The organism is Ruegeria sp. E1, assembly GCF_056534225.1.
Genome location: NZ_JBQFPE010000011.1, coordinates 15,483 through 31,045, shown reverse-complemented (window position 1 = coordinate 31,045; position 15,563 = coordinate 15,483). Strand labels below are relative to the sequence as shown.

Annotated in this window: 18 protein-coding genes; 14 read left to right on the top strand and 4 right to left on the bottom strand. The window is 59.6% G+C overall.

The window, feature by feature from the left end; translation table 11 throughout:
- Positions 1-12: 12 nt before the first annotated feature.
- The gene (locus ACR0FG_RS14510; RefSeq protein ID WP_480893694.1) at positions 13-852 is read right to left on the bottom strand and encodes a universal stress protein; all 840 of its coding nucleotides are present in this window, start codon (positions 850-852) and stop codon (positions 13-15) included.
- A 196-nt stretch (positions 853-1,048) separates the two neighbouring features.
- Here ACR0FG_RS14510 and ccoN point away from each other — a divergent pair, with 196 nt between their 5' ends.
- The 4 genes from ccoN to ccoP are packed head-to-tail and all read left to right on the top strand — an operon-like array spanning position 1,049 to position 4,476.
- Complete coding sequence (gene ccoN / locus ACR0FG_RS14505) at positions 1,049-2,656, top strand: cytochrome-c oxidase, cbb3-type subunit I (RefSeq protein ID WP_170714592.1); 1,608 nt, start codon at positions 1,049-1,051, stop codon at positions 2,654-2,656.
- Between the two features lie 14 nt (positions 2,657-2,670).
- Complete coding sequence (gene ccoO, locus ACR0FG_RS14500) at positions 2,671-3,399, top strand: cytochrome-c oxidase, cbb3-type subunit II (protein ID WP_170714596.1); 729 nt, start codon at positions 2,671-2,673, stop codon at positions 3,397-3,399.
- A gap of 10 nt (positions 3,400-3,409) precedes the next feature.
- A complete protein-coding gene (locus tag ACR0FG_RS14495; RefSeq protein WP_170714598.1) occupies positions 3,410-3,616 on the top strand; it encodes a cbb3-type cytochrome c oxidase subunit 3 in 207 nt (68 codons plus the stop codon).
- Positions 3,613-4,476, top strand: coding sequence for a cytochrome-c oxidase, cbb3-type subunit III (gene ccoP / locus ACR0FG_RS14490; protein WP_480893693.1), 864 nt, complete (start codon positions 3,613-3,615; stop codon positions 4,474-4,476). The genes ACR0FG_RS14495 and ccoP overlap by 4 nt, the downstream gene beginning before the upstream one ends.
- A 139-nt stretch (positions 4,477-4,615) precedes the next feature.
- On the opposite strand, the gene ACR0FG_RS14485 is transcribed toward ccoP, so the two are convergent.
- Complete coding sequence (locus ACR0FG_RS14485) at positions 4,616-4,774, bottom strand: hypothetical protein (protein ID WP_480575725.1); 159 nt, start codon at positions 4,772-4,774, stop codon at positions 4,616-4,618.
- 99 nt (positions 4,775-4,873) lie between these two features.
- On the opposite strand from ACR0FG_RS14485, the gene ACR0FG_RS14480 reads away from it, so the two are divergent.
- The 8 genes from ACR0FG_RS14480 (at position 4,874) to ACR0FG_RS14445 (ending at position 12,006) form a co-directional block, all read left to right on the top strand.
- Positions 4,874-5,749 carry a LysR family transcriptional regulator gene (locus ACR0FG_RS14480; RefSeq protein ID WP_480893692.1) on the top strand — a complete coding sequence of 292 codons (876 nt, stop codon included), beginning with the start codon at positions 4,874-4,876 and terminating at the stop codon, positions 5,747-5,749.
- Positions 5,750-5,851: 102 nt separating this feature from the next.
- Positions 5,852-7,279: a cytochrome c oxidase accessory protein CcoG gene (ccoG, locus tag ACR0FG_RS14475; protein WP_480893691.1), complete on the top strand. Its 1,428-nt coding sequence runs from the start codon at positions 5,852-5,854 to the stop codon at positions 7,277-7,279.
- Positions 7,280-7,281: 2 nt separating this feature from the next.
- Positions 7,282-7,740 (top strand): FixH family protein, encoded by a 459-nt coding sequence (locus tag ACR0FG_RS14470; RefSeq protein WP_480893690.1) that lies wholly within the window; start codon positions 7,282-7,284, stop codon positions 7,738-7,740.
- Positions 7,741-7,744: 4 nt separating this feature from the next.
- A complete protein-coding gene (locus tag ACR0FG_RS14465; RefSeq protein WP_480893689.1) occupies positions 7,745-9,922 on the top strand; it encodes a heavy metal translocating P-type ATPase in 2,178 nt (725 codons plus the stop codon).
- Positions 9,923-9,927: 5 nt separating this feature from the next.
- Entirely contained in the window at positions 9,928-10,086 is a 159-nt protein-coding gene (gene ccoS / locus ACR0FG_RS14460) for a cbb3-type cytochrome oxidase assembly protein CcoS (protein ID WP_170714623.1), read from the top strand.
- Positions 10,087-10,153: 67 nt separating this feature from the next.
- Positions 10,154-10,351 (top strand): preprotein translocase subunit SecE, encoded by a 198-nt coding sequence (secE, locus tag ACR0FG_RS14455; RefSeq protein WP_170460241.1) that lies wholly within the window; start codon positions 10,154-10,156, stop codon positions 10,349-10,351.
- A gap of 180 nt (positions 10,352-10,531) precedes the next feature.
- Positions 10,532-11,065 (top strand): transcription termination/antitermination protein NusG, encoded by a 534-nt coding sequence (gene nusG / locus ACR0FG_RS14450; protein ID WP_170415591.1) that lies wholly within the window; start codon positions 10,532-10,534, stop codon positions 11,063-11,065.
- Between the two features lie 140 nt (positions 11,066-11,205).
- Positions 11,206-12,006: a DUF2189 domain-containing protein gene (locus ACR0FG_RS14445; protein ID WP_480893688.1), complete on the top strand. Its 801-nt coding sequence runs from the start codon at positions 11,206-11,208 to the stop codon at positions 12,004-12,006.
- A gap of 12 nt (positions 12,007-12,018) precedes the next feature.
- Here the strand turns inward: ACR0FG_RS14445 and ACR0FG_RS14440 are convergent, their stop codons facing one another.
- Positions 12,019-13,194 (bottom strand): adenylate/guanylate cyclase domain-containing protein, encoded by a 1,176-nt coding sequence (locus ACR0FG_RS14440; protein ID WP_480893687.1) that lies wholly within the window; start codon positions 13,192-13,194, stop codon positions 12,019-12,021.
- A 279-nt stretch (positions 13,195-13,473) separates the two neighbouring features.
- Here ACR0FG_RS14440 and rplK point away from each other — a divergent pair, with 279 nt between their 5' ends.
- Both rplK and rplA read left to right on the top strand, forming a co-directional pair.
- Positions 13,474-13,923 carry a 50S ribosomal protein L11 gene (rplK, locus tag ACR0FG_RS14435; RefSeq protein WP_037314971.1) on the top strand — a complete coding sequence of 150 codons (450 nt, stop codon included), beginning with the start codon at positions 13,474-13,476 and terminating at the stop codon, positions 13,921-13,923.
- Between the two features lies 1 nt (position 13,924).
- Positions 13,925-14,623 (top strand): 50S ribosomal protein L1, encoded by a 699-nt coding sequence (rplA, locus tag ACR0FG_RS14430; RefSeq protein WP_480893686.1) that lies wholly within the window; start codon positions 13,925-13,927, stop codon positions 14,621-14,623.
- A 58-nt stretch (positions 14,624-14,681) separates the two neighbouring features.
- Here the strand turns inward: rplA and ACR0FG_RS14425 are convergent, their stop codons facing one another.
- A complete protein-coding gene (locus ACR0FG_RS14425) occupies positions 14,682-15,452 on the bottom strand; it encodes a class II glutamine amidotransferase (RefSeq protein WP_480893685.1) in 771 nt (256 codons plus the stop codon).
- Positions 15,453-15,563 lie beyond the last annotated feature (111 nt).

Sequence of the window (15,563 nt, the reverse complement as noted above, 5' to 3'; positions counted from 1 at the left end):
TCATCACCCCCATCAATGCGCCATAAACACCGGCACCGCTGCCTGTTCCAGCATGTTGCGGGTTGCGCCACCCAGAATCGCTTCGCGGAAACGCGAATGGCCATAGGCACCCATGACGATCATGTCAGCCTCGGTATCGGCGGCGTGGCGGTTCAGGATGTCCGAGACGCGCGGCATGGTTTTGCTCAACACGTCGATCTCGCATTTGATTCCGTGGCGAGACAGCATTTGCGACAACATCCCGCCGGGGTCCGAGCGGTCGGGCCCGTGGCGCGGAGGATCGATCACGACGATCCTGACCAGATCGGTTTGTGTCAGAAACGGCAGCGCAAGGCGGATGGCACGCATCGCCTCGGCACTTTCGTTCCAGCCGACCAGAGCGGTGCGCGGTTTTGAAAATGGCTGCCTCTCGTCAGGGACGGCCAGAACCGGCGCGTGTCCTTCGAACATGGCGGCCTCGATGATCGGTTCTGCCTCGGCGCCGCGGTCCTTGCCATAGGGCTGCGGCAGCACGACAAGATCAGAAAACCGCGCCCGATGGGCCACGTGGCGGCCAATGTCGGCGATCTGCGCGACTCCGCTTTCGGAAGACCAGCGGACACCGGATTTTCCCAGAACCTCATTGGCAAAGCCCAGCAGCTCTTCGGCTTCGGCGTTGGCGCGGCTCAGGGTTTCCTGAAGGATCAGGGCATTCGCGCCAGCATAGTAATATCCGGTCTGGCTGCGGTCGACGCCCAGGCACAGCGCCTCGGCATGGGCGTCCTGCGCCTCGGCCAGAGCCACCATCTGCGACAGCGCCGCCTGCGCGGTCTTGGTTTCGGTCATGACCGTAAGAAGGGATTTGTACGCCATATCGGCCTCATGTGTTCGGGCGTTTGGTCGCAAGCAACCACGCAACGTATTCAATTCCTTATGCGTGTCACAGAAATCAGGCTATTGTCTTGACACAGATCAAAGCAGCAGAGGCTGTCGTCGGACAGAACGGCAGCCAGCAAAAAAGGCTTCGTGCGACAAGCGACTCGCGCGGGGTAAGGCAAAGGGACGCAATATGTCGAATTACATCAAGCTGATCGTGCTTGGTCTTGTGGTGCTGTTTGCTGCCATAGGGTCCAACTATGCACGGGATTTGGCGTATCAGGTACATGCGATTCTGGTGATGATTATCGCCGCAGGATTGTTCATCTGGACGCTTAGAAACACCGATGAGCCAGATATACTTACAGATCGCTCGGGCGAATACATGGATGACGTCATCCGTTATGGCGTGATCGCCACCGCATTCTGGGGCGTTGTCGGGTTTCTGGCCGGAACCTTCATTGCGTTCCAGTTGGCCTTTCCGGCGCTGAATTTCGAATGGGCGCAGGGCTATCTGAACTTTGGCCGGTTGCGCCCGCTGCACACTTCGGCAGTGATTTTTGCCTTTGGTGGCAACGCCTTGATCGCAACCTCGTTCTATGTGGTTCAACGCACCAGCGCCGCGCGCCTGTGGGGCGGCAACCTCGCATGGTTCGTGTTCTGGGGCTATCAGCTGTTCATCGTTCTGGCCGCGACAGGCTATATTCTGGGCGGTACGCAGTCGAAAGAATATGCCGAGCCTGAATGGTATGTCGATCTGTGGCTGACCGTTGTCTGGGTCGCCTATCTGGCGGTTTACCTCGGCACGATCATCAAACGGAAAGAACCCCACATATACGTGGCAAACTGGTTCTATCTGGCGTTTATCGTCACCGTCGCCATGCTGCATCTGGTCAACAACATGACCATCCCGGTCAGCATCTGGGGTTCGAAATCTGTTATCGTCTGGTCGGGTGTCCAGGACGCCATGATCCAGTGGTGGTACGGCCACAACGCTGTGGGCTTCTTCCTGACTGCCGGTTTCCTGGGCATGATGTATTACTTCATCCCGAAACAGGCCGAGCGTCCGGTCTTTAGCTACAAGCTGTCGATCATCCACTTCTGGGCGCTGATCTTCCTGTATATCTGGGCCGGTCCGCACCACCTGCACTATACCGCGCTGCCCGACTGGGCCTCGACGCTGGGCATGGTGTTCTCGGTGATCCTGTGGATGCCGTCCTGGGGTGGCATGATCAACGGTCTGATGACGCTTTCGGGCGCATGGGACAAGCTGCGCACAGACCCGGTGATCCGGATGATGGTGATCTCGGTCGGCTTTTACGGCATGTCCACCTTCGAAGGCCCGATGATGTCGATCCGCGCTGTGAACTCTCTCAGCCACTATACCGACTGGACCATCGGTCACGTTCACTCCGGTGCGCTGGGCTGGAACGGTATGATCACCTTTGGTGCGCTCTACTATCTGGTGCCCGTCCTGTGGAAGCGTGAGCGTCTGTATTCGCTGCAGATGGTCAGCTGGCACTTCTGGCTCGCCACCATCGGCATCGTGCTCTACGCCGCGTCGATGTGGGTCACCGGTATCATGGAAGGCCTGATGTGGCGTGAAGTGGATGCCAACGGCTTCCTGGTGAACTCGTTCGCCGACACCGTGGCGGCCAAGTTCCCGATGTATGTGGTGCGTGCTCTGGGTGGCGTTATGTTCGTCGCTGGCTCGGTCATCATGTGCTACAACCTGTGGATGACTGTGCGGAAGGCACCGGCCAAAGAGGCCAGCCTGACCGTCGCGGTCCCGGCTGAATAAGGAGGGCCGGAGCAATGGCAATTCTCGACAAACACAAGATCCTCGAGACCAACGCGACCCTCCTGCTGATCTTCAGCTTTCTGGTCGTGACCATCGGTGGCCTCGTGCAGATCACCCCGCTGTTCTACCTTGAGAACACAATCGAAAAGGTGGAGGGGATGCGCCCCTACACCCCCTTGGAGATGGCAGGGCGCGAGATTTATCTGCGCGAAGGCTGCTATGTCTGCCACAGCCAGATGATCCGCCCGATGCGGGATGAGGTTGAACGCTATGGCCACTACTCGCTGGCGGCCGAGTCGATGTATGACCACCCGTTCCAGTGGGGGTCCAAACGCACCGGGCCCGATCTGGCGCGTGTCGGTGGTCGCTATTCGGACCAGTGGCATGTGGACCACCTGCGTGACCCGCAATCTGTGGTGCCGGAATCGGTGATGCCGAAATACGGCTTCCTCGAACACCGCAAGCTGGACGGCAAGTATATCGGTGACATCATGGCAGCGAACGCGGTTGTGGGCACGCCCTATACCGAAGAGATGCTGGCAAATGCGCAGGCGGATTTCCGGGCGCAGGCCGATCCCGACAGCGACTATGACGGACTGCTGGAACGCTATGGCGACAAGGTCAGCGTGCGCAACTTTGACGGCCAGCCCGAGCTGACCGAAGCGGACGCGCTGGTGGCCTATCTGCAGATGCTGGGTACGCTGGTCGATTTCTCGACCTTCACCCCGGACGCAAACCGCTAAGGAGGGTGTGATGGAACTTTACACAATCCTGCGACAGTTCGCTGACAGCTGGATGCTGCTTCTGCTCTTTGTGTTCTTTATCGGCATCGTGATCTGGGTTTTCCGTCCCGGTGCCAGCAAGGAATACAAGGACACCGCCAACATTCCCTTCCGGCATGTTGATGCACCCGCACCCCAGCAAGACAAACCCGCCACATCCAAGGAGGCGCGGCAATGAGCAAGACACATGATAAACAGCCGGGCGATCCGAATACCACGGGCCACAGCTGGGACGGTATCGAAGAATTCGACAACCCGATGCCGCGCTGGTGGCTGTGGACCTTCTACGCCACGATTTTCTGGGGCCTGATCTACACGATCATGTATCCCGCGTGGCCGCTGGTTCAGTCGGCAACGGCGGGCGTGCTGGGCTGGTCGTCCCGCGGCCTCGTGCAAGAAGAGATGGTTGCCTTCGAAGAAGCCAACGCGCCCTGGAATGCCAAGCTGGTGGAAACCTCGCTGGATGACATCGCGCAGGATGCCGAGCTGCAGCAATATGCGGTAAACGCAGGCGGCGCGGTGTTCCGGACATGGTGCGCACAGTGCCACGGCTCGGGCGCGCAGGGTGCGCCGGGTTTCCCGAACCTGCTGGATGACGCGTGGCTCTGGGGTGGTACGATGGAAGAGATCGAGTATTCGGTCGCGCATGGTATCCGCAACGAGGAAAGCGACGATGCCCGCTACTCCGAGATGCCCGCCTTTGGTGAAATCCTCGAACATGACGAGATCAAGCAGGTGGTCCAATACGTGATGTCGTTGTCCAATGCACAAACCGACGATGCGGCGGCGCAAGCTGGGCAGGTTGTCTTTGCAGACAATTGCGCGGTGTGCCACGGAGAGGACGGCGCAGGCGACATCACACAGGGGGCCCCGAATCTGACCGATGCGATCTGGCTTTATGGCGGCAGCGAAGAGGCGCTGACCGAGACCGTGACCAACAGTCGCTTTGGCGTGATGCCCGCTTGGGAAAACCGCCTGACCCAGGCGCAGATCCGGGCGGTCACGGCCTATGTCCACCAGCTGGGCGGTGGTCAGTAAGGGTCAAAGAAAACCTCTGGGCGATACGTCGCCCAGAGGCTGCGGTACCGGCTGTTCCATCTGTTCGCGCGTTTCCTGAACAGCCGGTGCCGATTTTCCCGGATTGGGCCAACGCCCTGTTTCGGTGACGTGCACCTTATCACAGATCGCACAAATCGATATCGCGCTTATTCTGCAACCACCAATGACCGACTGGCAGCCAACGACGTTTGGGGGCACTCGGCTTGGGCGCGTCGCGGATATGCGGGGCATCAAGTCTGGTCGCGGTCATGAAGGACTTGGCATAAATCGTAAGCATGACGGTCTCCTTTCCGATTGGACGATTGCCCTTAGAATTCACCGTTGACGGTTGAATTGCGACTCAATTACTCTGTCCATATGTAAGTCAGGATTACATATGGATTGGTTGTCTCTGCCACCTCTGGCCTCGCTCAGGGCTTTTGCGGCTTTCGCCGAAAAGAAAAATGTGGCCCGGGCCGGTGCTGCGCTGAATGTTAGCCACGCTGCCATCAGCCAGCAATTGCGCGCGCTCGAATCGCATCTGGGCGTCGCGCTTCTGGACCGCAGCGGAAAGACCCTGACCCTGACGACCGAGGGTGAACATCTGGCGCGCGCGCTGCTCTTGGGTTTCGGATCGATCGGGGCGGCGGTGAACGAGCTGGTGCGCACCGGTTCGGACCGGCCTTTGCATATATCGCTGACCCCGTCCTTTGCGGCGTCCTGGTTGATGCCACGGCTTCCGGCGTTCCGATCCGAACACCCCGAGATCGACCTTATTCTGGACCCCTCGCCCGAAGTTGTCGACCTGCGCCCCGGCGGTGTGGATATTGCCATCCGCTATGGGGCCGGCGGATGGCCCGGCGTCGATGCGCAGATGCTGGTACAGACCCCGATGGTCATCGTGGCGGCACCTGAACTGCTTGGCGGCAAAACCAACTGGTCCCCGGCAGAACTGGCGCAATTGCCGTGGCTCGAGGAAATCGGCACCACCGAGGCGTCCGCGTGGTTATCCCGGCGTGGGGCGGAAATGCAGCCGGGGGCCGGACGGATTGCAATGCCGGGCAATCTGGTTCTGGACGGGCTGCGTGCGGGGCAGGGCGTGACTGTGACCGTGCGACATTTCGTCGAGCAGGATATCCTCAGCGGGCGCATCGTCGAACTTCATTCCGAGCCCGATGCCGCTGGATACCACATCGTAACGCCACAAACGCCGCAAAGACCTGCGGTAAAGACCTTTCTGGGCTGGCTCAAGCGGCAGGCGCGTCAGGTGTGACAAAAGGTGCCTTTTCGATACGCTTTTGACCCAAATCAAAGTTGACCGGTGTATGATCTGGAAAAAGTCGCCTGCAAAACAGCCATATCCGGAGCCAACCCCGTGAGCGATTCCGACCCCGCCCCCAGCCTTTACGCGGCCAGGGAGCCTATTTTCCCAAGACGGGTTTACGGTCCATTTCGTAACCTGAAATGGATCATCATGGGCATAACATTGGGCATCTATTACATTACGCCCTGGATCAGGTGGGACCGTGGGCCAAGCCTGCCGGATCAGGCGGTTTTGCTGGATATGGCCAATCGGCGATTCTATTTCTTCTGGATCGAAATCTGGCCGCATGAATTCTATTTCGTTGCCGGTCTTCTGATCATGGCAGGGCTGGGCCTGTTTCTGTTCACCTCGGCGCTGGGTCGAGTCTGGTGCGGCTATGCCTGCCCGCAAACGGTCTGGACCGACCTCTATATTCTGGTCGAACGCTGGATCGAAGGCGACCGCAACGCGCGCCTGCGTTTACACCGGCAGAAAAAGCTGGATTTCCGCAAGGCACGCCTGCGGCTGACGAAATGGGTGGCATGGTTTCTGATCGGGCTGGCCACCGGCGGCGCGTGGGTGTTCTACTTTGCCGATGCGCCGACGCTGGCGCGCGATCTGGTGACAGGCAACGCGCATCCGGTAGCCTACACCACGATACTGATCCTGACCGGCACTACATTCCTGTTTGGGGGCTTTGCGCGCGAACAAATCTGCATCTATGCCTGCCCATGGCCCCGGATTCAGGCGGCCATGATGGACGAGGACACGCTGGTCGTCGGCTACCGCGAATGGCGGGGTGAGCCGCGCGGCAAGGGCAAACGAACGGCTGACAGCGAACTGGGCGATTGCATCGACTGTATGGCTTGCGTGAATGTCTGTCCGGTCGGGATCGATATTCGCGACGGGCAGCAGTTGGAATGCATCACCTGTGCGCTGTGCATCGATGCCTGCGACGACATGATGGCCAAGATCGGCAAGCCGCGTGGCCTGATCGATTATATGGCGCTGAGTGATGAGGCCAATGAACGCGCCGGTCAGCCGCCCAAGAACGTCTGGACACACATCTTCAGGCCCCGCACGATTATGTATACGGCGCTCTGGGCTCTGGTCGGGTTTGCCCTGCTCTTTGCGCTGTTCATCCGCTCGGATATCGATCTGACGGTCGCGCCGGTGCGCAATCCGACATTTGTGACCTTGTCGGATGGCACCATCCGCAACACCTATGATGTGCGCCTGCGCAACAAGCACGGCGAAGAGCGCCCGTTCCAGCTGTCGCTGGTCGGAAGCCCCGCCTTGCAGATCCAGATCGAAGGGGTCGAGGGTGATACGGTGACTGTTGCAGCAGATACCGCGCAACTGACGCGCGTGTATATTGTTGCAGCACCGGATACCGCACCTGCTGGCGCGGATTCGACATCGGTGCGGATCTGGGTCGAGGATCTGGAAAGCGGCGAGCGCGCGTATAAGGATACCACGTTCAACGGACGGGGGAACTGAACATGGCGGAACGTCAATTCACGGGGAAACACGCCCTGGCAGTATTTGTCGGCGCCTTTGGTGTGATCATCGCGGTCAACATGGTTCTGGCCTACAACGCGGTCAAAACTTTTCCGGGGCTTGAGGTCAAGAACTCGTATGTGGCCAGTCAGGAGTTTAACGAACGCCTTCAGGAACAGCAGGCGCTGGGATGGCAAATCGACGCCGAGGTTACCGGCGGCCTGTTGATCCTGCGCATCACCGATCAGACCGGCGCGCCGGTCAAGGTGGCCGAGTTGCAGGCCGTTGTGGGCCGCGCGACTCATGTGCAAGAAGATTTCTCGCCCGAGTTCACCTTTGATGGCACCGCCTATTCCACACCTGCACAACTGGGCGCAGGGAACTGGAATATACGCCTGCTGGCCAAGGACCGCGACGGGGCCGAGTTCGCCCAACGCATCCCGCTTTTTGTGAAAGGCTAGGGATGTGACGGCGCAGACCACCCACAGCACCGCAGCCTGCCCCGGCTGCATCGCGGCCCCGGCGGAACCGGCGCGGCCTGTGCCTGTCGACGTGCAGATCGCGCTGTCTTTGCCGGGCATCCACTGCTCGGGCTGTATCGCAGCCGTTGAACGCGCCCTGAACGCCGTGCCCGGTGTCGAGGATGCCCGCGTCAACCTGACCCTCAAGCGCGCCATGATCAAAGCCGGGCCGCATGTGACGGCCGCCAATCTGATCCCGGTTCTCGAAGGTGCAGGATACGAGGCGCACGAGCTGGACCCCGGCGCGCTGTCCGCCACCCAGTCAGACAAAGCCGGGCGGGATCTGCTGATGCGACTGGCCGTGGCCGGGTTCGCCTCGATGAACGTGATGCTGCTGTCGGTGTCGGTATGGTCGGGGGCCTCGGATGCGACCCGCGACATGTTCCACTGGATATCGGCAGCGATTGCCCTGCCTGCGATTGCCTTTTCGGCACAGCCTTTCTTTGCCAATGCCTGGAGCGCCCTGCGGGTGCGCCGCCTGAACATGGACGTGCCCATCGTGCTGGCGATCCTTCTGGCGCTGGTGACATCGCTTTGGGAGACCGCGCTCAGTGGGGAACACGCCTATTTCGACGCCGCGCTGACGCTGACCTTCTTCCTGCTGGCCGGACGGTACTTGGACTATCGCACCCGCGCTGTTGCCCGTTCCGCGGCCGAAGAACTGACCGCGCTGGAAGTGCCCCGCGCCACCCGCCTGTCAGACGGCGTCGAGGAAGAGGTCGCCGTCGCCACGCTGAATGTTGGCGACCTGATCCTTGTCCGCCCCGGCGGCCGAATGCCGGTGGACGGAGAGATTGTTTCGGGCCAATCCGAACTCGACCGATCGTTGCTGACCGGAGAAACCCTGCCCGTATTCGCGCAGGAAGGACTGGCCGTCAGCGCCGGTGAGGTCAACCTGACCGGCCCCCTGACCATCCGCGCCACGGCGGTGGGCGAAGATACCTCGCTGCACCGTATGGCCGATCTGGTGGCCATCGCAGAATCAGGCCGCTCGCGGTACACGTCACTGGCGGACAAGGCGGCCAAGCTATATGCGCCCGGGGTACATATCCTGTCAGCGCTCAGCTTTCTGGGCTGGTACATCTACTCTGGCGATATCCGCACCGCGCTGAACATCGCCGCCGCCGTTCTGATCATCACGTGCCCCTGTGCGCTGGGGCTGGCGGTGCCTGCGGTGACGACTGCAGCCTCGGGGCGGTTGTTCCGCAATGGCATGTTGATCAAACACGCCACTGCGCTGGAACGGCTGGCCGAGGTCGATACGGTTGTGTTCGACAAAACCGGAACTCTGACCTCGGGCACGCCCGAACTGACCAATCTGGGCGATCACTCCCGCGCTGACCTCGAAGTCGCTTTGGCGCTGGCCGAGGCATCTTCGCACCCCTTGTCGCTGGCTCTTGCAAATGCAGCGCGCGACGCCGGGATCAAACCAGCTGCCTTGCGCGACGTGGTCGAGGTGCCCGGCTATGGCACCCAAGGTCTGTATCGTGATCAACGCGTCCGTTTGGGCCGTGCGGCCTGGGTCGGCGGCGATGATGGCGCGCAGACCTCTGCGTGGCTCGCCATCGGATCGCAAGCGCCCCTGCGCTTTACCTTTACCGACAGCCTGCGCGCTGGCGCGGCCGAGGCTGTCGCCGCGTTCCGCAAGGCGGGCAAAGAGGTCATCTTGATTTCGGGCGATACCGAAGGCGCGGTGCGCGCGCTGGCTGGCAAGCTGGGCATCGAAAACTGGATCGCGCAGGCCCTGCCGCAGGACAAGGCCACCAAGGTGCAGGCGCTGACCGATCAGGGCCATCGCGTCCTGATGGTGGGCGACGGGCTGAACGACACGGCGGCGCTGGCGGCGGCGCATGTCTCGATCTCTCCGGCTTCGGCGCTGGATGCGGCGCGGGTGGCGTCCGATATCGTACTGCTGGGCAATGACCTGTCCCCCATTGCCGATGCTTGCGATACCGCGATCAAGGCCACCAAACGGATTCGCGAGAATTTCCGCATCGCGACCGTCTACAACGTGATCGCGGTGCCTCTGGCCGTGGCTGGCCTGGCAACTCCGCTGATCGCAGCCTTGGCCATGTCGACCTCGTCGATCACCGTGTCGCTCAACGCGCTGAGGCTGAGGTAAACGCCATGGAAGTTCTGGTCTATCTGATCCCGATTTCCCTGTTTCTGGGCGGGGTTGGCCTTGTGGCCTTTGTCTATACCGTGCGCTCGAACCAGTATGACGACCCCGAAGGCGACTCGCGCCGCATCCTGAACGATGAATGGGATGACAGGCCTAAGCCCTGAGCACCCTTGAAATTGCCGCAATGCCCGGTTATGTCCGGCCCATCCGCTAGCAGAGAGATCAAGCCTCATGGCCACCACAAACCCGATCCAGTTCATTCAGCAGGTCCGCGCCGAAGTTTCCAAGGTCGTCTGGCCAACCCGGCGCGAGGTGTTGTTGACCACTGTGATGGTGTTCATCATGGCGGCGCTGACGGCAGTGTTCTTTGCGCTTGTCGATCTGGGCATTCGCGGCGGTCTGCAATTGGTGCTGGGCGCGTTCAGCTAGGCCGGTTGAGGCGGCACTGCCCCCTTGCACCTCATGCAATGTGCTAGTAGGTGACGCGGGACTATTCGGAATGGGCGTGCGGCGATTCGGACCGCGCGCCGCTTTTTATTCCGGGTGACGTGACAGAATTTCAACGACGGGCGCAGTCGCGGCCCAAAGGCAAACAAGGACGACAGGTTCATGGCGAAACGGTGGTACTCGGTCAGCGTTCTTTCGAATTTCGAAAAGAAGATCGCAGAGCAGATCCGCACGTCGGTGGCTGAACAGGGCCTTGAGGACGATATTGACGAGGTTCTGGTCCCCACCGAAGAGGTGATTGAAGTGCGCCGGGGCAAGAAGGTCACGACCGAACGCCGTTTCATGCCCGGCTATGTGCTGGTGCATATGGAAATGTCGGATCAGGGTTATCACCTTGTGAACTCGATAAACCGCGTCACCGGTTTCCTGGGCCCTCAAGGTCGTCCGATGCCGATGCGCGACGCCGAGGTGAACCAGATCCTGAACCGCGTTCAGGAAGGCGAAGAAGCACCCAAGCTGATGATCAGCTTTGAAGTTGGCGAGAAGGTCAAGGTCAACGACGGCCCGTTCGAGGATTTCGACGGCATGGTCGAAGGCGTGGACGACGAGAACCAGAAGCTGAAAGTCTCGGTCTCGATCTTTGGCCGGGAAACCCCGGTCGAACTGGACTTCACGCAGGTCACGAAACAAAGCTAAAACGCTTTTCGTCGTACAGAATTGCGCCGTGTTGCCCAAAGCAGCGCGGCGTTTTTTGTGACCCATGCAAACCTCTCTGCCGCACACGCCCTTGCCCCCACGCCCCCGCTGCTGCACATTCCTGGGTGGAGGACCATGTGATGACGCCCAGAACTGCGGGTTCCACGCCACCGCCACAGGCGATGCCCGAGATCAACAAGGTGACCGCGGATGATATCGTCGCGTCGCTGAAGGCCGGGGTTTCTGACTTTCTGGCGCGTCCGGTCTTAAGCGGTTTTTTTGGCCTGTTCTATGCACTGTTCGGGATCGTGTTGGTCTGGGCTCTGATTTGGCTTGGCAAGATCTGGATGATCATTCCCGCCATCGTCGGCTTTCCGCTGGTCGCACCCTTTGCGGCCGCAGGGCTGTATGAAATGTCCCGCCGATTGCAGAAGGGCGAGGCTTTTGGCTGGTCCGACATCCTGACCGTCATGGCCAATCAGCGCAAGCGCGAGATGGGTTGGATGGCCTTTGTCACCCTGTTCATTTTCTGGGTGTGGATCTATCAGGTCCGGCTTTGGCTGGCGATCACGCTGCAAAACGTATCCTTCTCGGACTTTGACGGGTTTCTGAACATTGTCTTTACCACGTCACAAGGCTGGACATTCCTTGCGATCGGCACCTGTGTCGGCGCGATCCTGTCGGCGGCCCTATTCTCGGTGACTGTCATCGCCATGCCCATGCTGCTTGACCGGGAAATCAATTTCGTGTCCGCCATGGTGACGTCGATCCGCGTTGTGGCGGAAAACCCGGTGGTGATGCTGGGCTGGGCTGCGATCATCACGATCACCATGATTCTGTCGCTGGCCCCGGCCTTTCTGGGCCTGATCATCACATTGCCGATCCTCGGCCACACCACTTGGCATCTCTATCAGCGGGCCGTGCCCCCGGCGCAGGGGTGAACGGTCTTTCTGCTACGTCACGTCTCTGACCTTCCAGACCGTTTGATCCTGTCCAAACCCTTTCAGGGATATGGTCCCAACCCTTTCGCATGGTTCAGGCAGTATCGCTGCGGCAGCCTCTGACAATACGTTGTCGCAATTCAACTCGGTTGCGGCTGCGACCAATCGTGCTGTCAAATTCACATCCGGACCGATCGCGGTGAAATCCAGACGGTCCCCGCCGCCGATATTGCCATAGTGAAAACGGCCATGGTGAATCGCCGTTCGAACGCCAAGCTTGTTGCCGAAATCTGCGGCATTCAGCGCGTCGCAGCCAGCGCGCACCGCCGAATTGGCGGCCCTGATCTGCGTGTCGGGTGGCAGGGCTTCGCTTGTGGGGAATATGGCGAAAAAACCGTCGCCCATGAACTTTAGTATCTCACCCCCGTGGTCCATAACTGCCGGAACCAGACAATCGAACGTATCGTTCAGCAGATGGACAAGCGCGCCGCCTGAAACCGAGTTAGAGAGCTGGGTGAACCCTTTGAGATCGGCAAACAGAATGACGGCCTCGATCTCATCGCCATCGCCGCGATGCACTTTGCCGTCCAGGATGTGCGCTCCGCTGTTGCGACCGACATAGGTCGACAGAAGATATGTTGCATCAAGCCTCAACATGTACGCTTCGGTCAGCCGCGCCAACGGGCCGCGAACCCTCTCCAGGACGGTCAGGTCTTCAGTTGAAAACCCGCCGGGCGAGGCGCTGGACCATGTACACACATGTGTATCGCCGTTGATGTAGATGAGCGGTTGCGCCAGGTAGTCGGTGAACCCCTGCTCGCGAAGTTCTCCGACGATGATGTAATCCTCGGGGCAATCCGGATCTTCCAGATGGCGGCGGATGGGTTCTCTGCGTTCAATGACATGTGGCAGAGGGTTCTCAGTATAGATTTCGGTAGTGAAAATCTGAGACGGAGCATCGAAACGGTCAACGCCGCCGCCCGTTTTCCAGATGAACCGCCGCCCGGTCAGGTTCGGGTGCAAGGTCCAGATGAACAGACCAAACCTGTCAATTGGAACACCCGCATCAAGCAGGCGCGTGCAAATGCCCTCGATAATGTCCACCGCATTGGCGGCGGGTCTGGCCCCGTTGGCCATCCACTCGATCAGGGCATCTATCTTCTTTGATCGCTGCGGGTTGTCTGACATGTCGCATATACCGAAAGTCCTGAGGGCGCATCCGACCCGGTTTTCGGTGCACATTTTAGAATTCTGGCGGTGTTACGCCGCCATTTCAAGCTTAGGTTCGGGCAAGCGGGGGCGTGCGTAAAAATGCTTGCCATCCCGGCGCAACGCTAGTATGGCCCAGCTCTGTTGCCAAAGGCAGCAATCCCTGTGGGAGACGAGGCGCACGCGTGCACCGGATCGGACCACATCACACATATCTTTCCGGTCGCGACCAGAAAGAGTTGAGCAAGGAGAAACCAAATGGCCAAGAAGCTTGCTGGTACAATGAAGCTGCAGGTTCCTGCAGGTCAGGCGAACCCGTCGCCGCCAGTTGGTCCGGCGCTGGGTCAGCGCGGAATCAACATCATGGAATTCTGCAAGGCGTTCAACGCCAAGACCGCAGATATGGAGCAAGGCGCACCTTGCCCGACCGTGATCACCTACTATCAGGACAAGTCCTTCACCATGGACATCAAGACGCCGCCCGCGTCTTACTACCTGAAAAAAGCGGCTGGTCTGAAGCCGGTTGGCAAGCGTAACCGTCCCCGCGGTGCGGAAAACCCCGGTCGTGAGACCGTGGCCACCGTGACCTCCAAGCAGGTTCGCGAAATCGCCGAAGCCAAAATGAAAGATCTCAACGCCAACGACGTCGAAGGCGCAATGCAGATCATCCTGGGCTCGGCCCGCTCTATGGGCATCGAGGTGAAGTAAGATGGCAAAACTCGGTAAACGTACCCGCGCTGCGCGCGAAGCTGTCGCCGGCAAGGAAAACCTGTCGGTTGAAGAAGCAGTTGCCCTGGTCAAAGCCAACGCAACTTCGAAATTCGACGAGACCATCGAGATCGCGATGAACCTGGGCGTTGACACCCGTCACGCAGACCAGATGGTTCGTGGTGTTGTCGGCCTGCCGAACGGCACCGGCAAAGCGATGCGCGTTGCTGTGTTTGCGCGTGGCCCCAAGGCCGACGAAGCGAAAGAAGCAGGCGCGGATATCGTTGGCGCAGAAGACCTGATGGAAACCATTCAGGGCGGCACCATCGAATTCGACCGCTGCATTGCCACCCCGGACATGATGCCTGTCGTTGGCCGTCTGGGTAAGGTTCTGGGCCCCCGCAACCTGATGCCGAACCCCAAGGTCGGCACTGTGACCATGGACGTAAAAGCGGCCGTGGAAGCAGCCAAGGGCGGCGAAGTTCAGTTCAAGGCGGAAAAAGGTGGCGTTGTGCACGCTGGCGTCGGCAAAGCGTCCTTTGACGAAGCCAAGCTGGCCGAAAACGTCCGCGCTTTTGTTTCGGCTGTGGCCAAGGCAAAGCCGTCGGGCGCCAAGGGCACCTACATGAAGAAAATCGCGCTGAGCTCGACCATGGGCCCCGGCGTGACGCTGGATGTGGCGGCTGCATCGGGCGAATAAGCCCTGCGGCTATGCTATGAATTGTATTGGGCAGCCTCCCGAGGCTGCCCTTTCTTTTTTATTCCAATGTCAGGCTAATGTGGTGCGCCACATTGTTTTTCAGCGTAAAGAACCCGGATTCTTCTATCGGGGTCCAGATACCGGTTCCTTTATCCAAAGGCTCTGACGCGATCACTTTGCCACCGTGATCCAACCCCTCTCCAAAGTACAAACTGGGGCTGCGCTGATCCGAGGAATAGCGAAACGCATACAAGGTCGTGCCATCCGAGAGTGCGACGGCCATTCGGTCTGGTTCATTCCGATCGACATCCAGCGATAGGATTTGGTGCAGCGTCTTTTCAACGGCATCGATCACAGAAACCTCCAGACCATTGGCCAGCAGTAGAAGAAACAGCAATTCGGAATCTGTGGAGCCGCGTCTTGCCACATACAGCTCATCCGTAAGGGTTGTTTCCAACCGTCTGCGCAGCCGGGCAAAATTCCCGATCTGGCCATTGTGCATGAAGGACCATTTTCCAAAGGTGAAAGGGTGGCAATTCGACCGCGAAACCTCGCCAAAGGTGGATGCGCGCACATGCGCAAGGAATAGCGGCGATTGGATCATCCGGCACAGGTCGTTCAGGTTGCCATCGGACCAGGCTGGCAGAACATCACGGTAAAGACCGGGTCGTACCTGATCGGCATACCAAGCCATGCCAAAGCCGTCACCGTTCACGGCCAGCTTTGCCTCGTTGGCATGTTGGCTCTGTTCCAGAAGCGAATGACGCGGTTTTACGATGATGTTTTCCAGCGGTATGCTGGGCCCGGAATAGGCGGCAATTCGGCACATGTGTCAGGCTCCTCTGAGCGTGTATCTGATCTGAGTTGGAACCTCGGCCAAAACGCGAAAGATGTCATCTGACATTATTGCACAATCATGTCTGCCGAATTACGGACAATA

Coding starts and splice junctions, on each gene's coding strand:
- ACR0FG_RS14495 (WP_170714598.1), top strand. CDS start 3,410: ATGGAACTTTACACAATCCTGCGACAGTTCGCTGACAGCTGGATGCTG.
- ACR0FG_RS14480 (WP_480893692.1), top strand. CDS start 4,874: ATGGATTGGTTGTCTCTGCCACCTCTGGCCTCGCTCAGGGCTTTTGCG.
- ACR0FG_RS14445 (WP_480893688.1), top strand. CDS start 11,206: ATGACGCCCAGAACTGCGGGTTCCACGCCACCGCCACAGGCGATGCCC.
- ACR0FG_RS14470 (WP_480893690.1), top strand. CDS start 7,282: ATGGCGGAACGTCAATTCACGGGGAAACACGCCCTGGCAGTATTTGTC.
- nusG (WP_170415591.1), top strand. CDS start 10,532: ATGGCGAAACGGTGGTACTCGGTCAGCGTTCTTTCGAATTTCGAAAAG.
- rplA (WP_480893686.1), top strand. CDS start 13,925: ATGGCAAAACTCGGTAAACGTACCCGCGCTGCGCGCGAAGCTGTCGCC.
- ccoP (WP_480893693.1), top strand. CDS start 3,613: ATGAGCAAGACACATGATAAACAGCCGGGCGATCCGAATACCACGGGC.
- ACR0FG_RS14485 (WP_480575725.1), bottom strand. CDS start 4,774: ATGCTTACGATTTATGCCAAGTCCTTCATGACCGCGACCAGACTTGAT.
- secE (WP_170460241.1), top strand. CDS start 10,154: ATGGCCACCACAAACCCGATCCAGTTCATTCAGCAGGTCCGCGCCGAA.
- ccoS (WP_170714623.1), top strand. CDS start 9,928: ATGGAAGTTCTGGTCTATCTGATCCCGATTTCCCTGTTTCTGGGCGGG.
- ACR0FG_RS14425 (WP_480893685.1), bottom strand. CDS start 15,452: ATGTGCCGAATTGCCGCCTATTCCGGGCCCAGCATACCGCTGGAAAAC.
- rplK (WP_037314971.1), top strand. CDS start 13,474: ATGGCCAAGAAGCTTGCTGGTACAATGAAGCTGCAGGTTCCTGCAGGT.
- ccoN (WP_170714592.1), top strand. CDS start 1,049: ATGTCGAATTACATCAAGCTGATCGTGCTTGGTCTTGTGGTGCTGTTT.
- ACR0FG_RS14440 (WP_480893687.1), bottom strand. CDS start 13,194: ATGTCAGACAACCCGCAGCGATCAAAGAAGATAGATGCCCTGATCGAG.
- ACR0FG_RS14510 (WP_480893694.1), bottom strand. CDS start 852: ATGGCGTACAAATCCCTTCTTACGGTCATGACCGAAACCAAGACCGCG.
- ccoO (WP_170714596.1), top strand. CDS start 2,671: ATGGCAATTCTCGACAAACACAAGATCCTCGAGACCAACGCGACCCTC.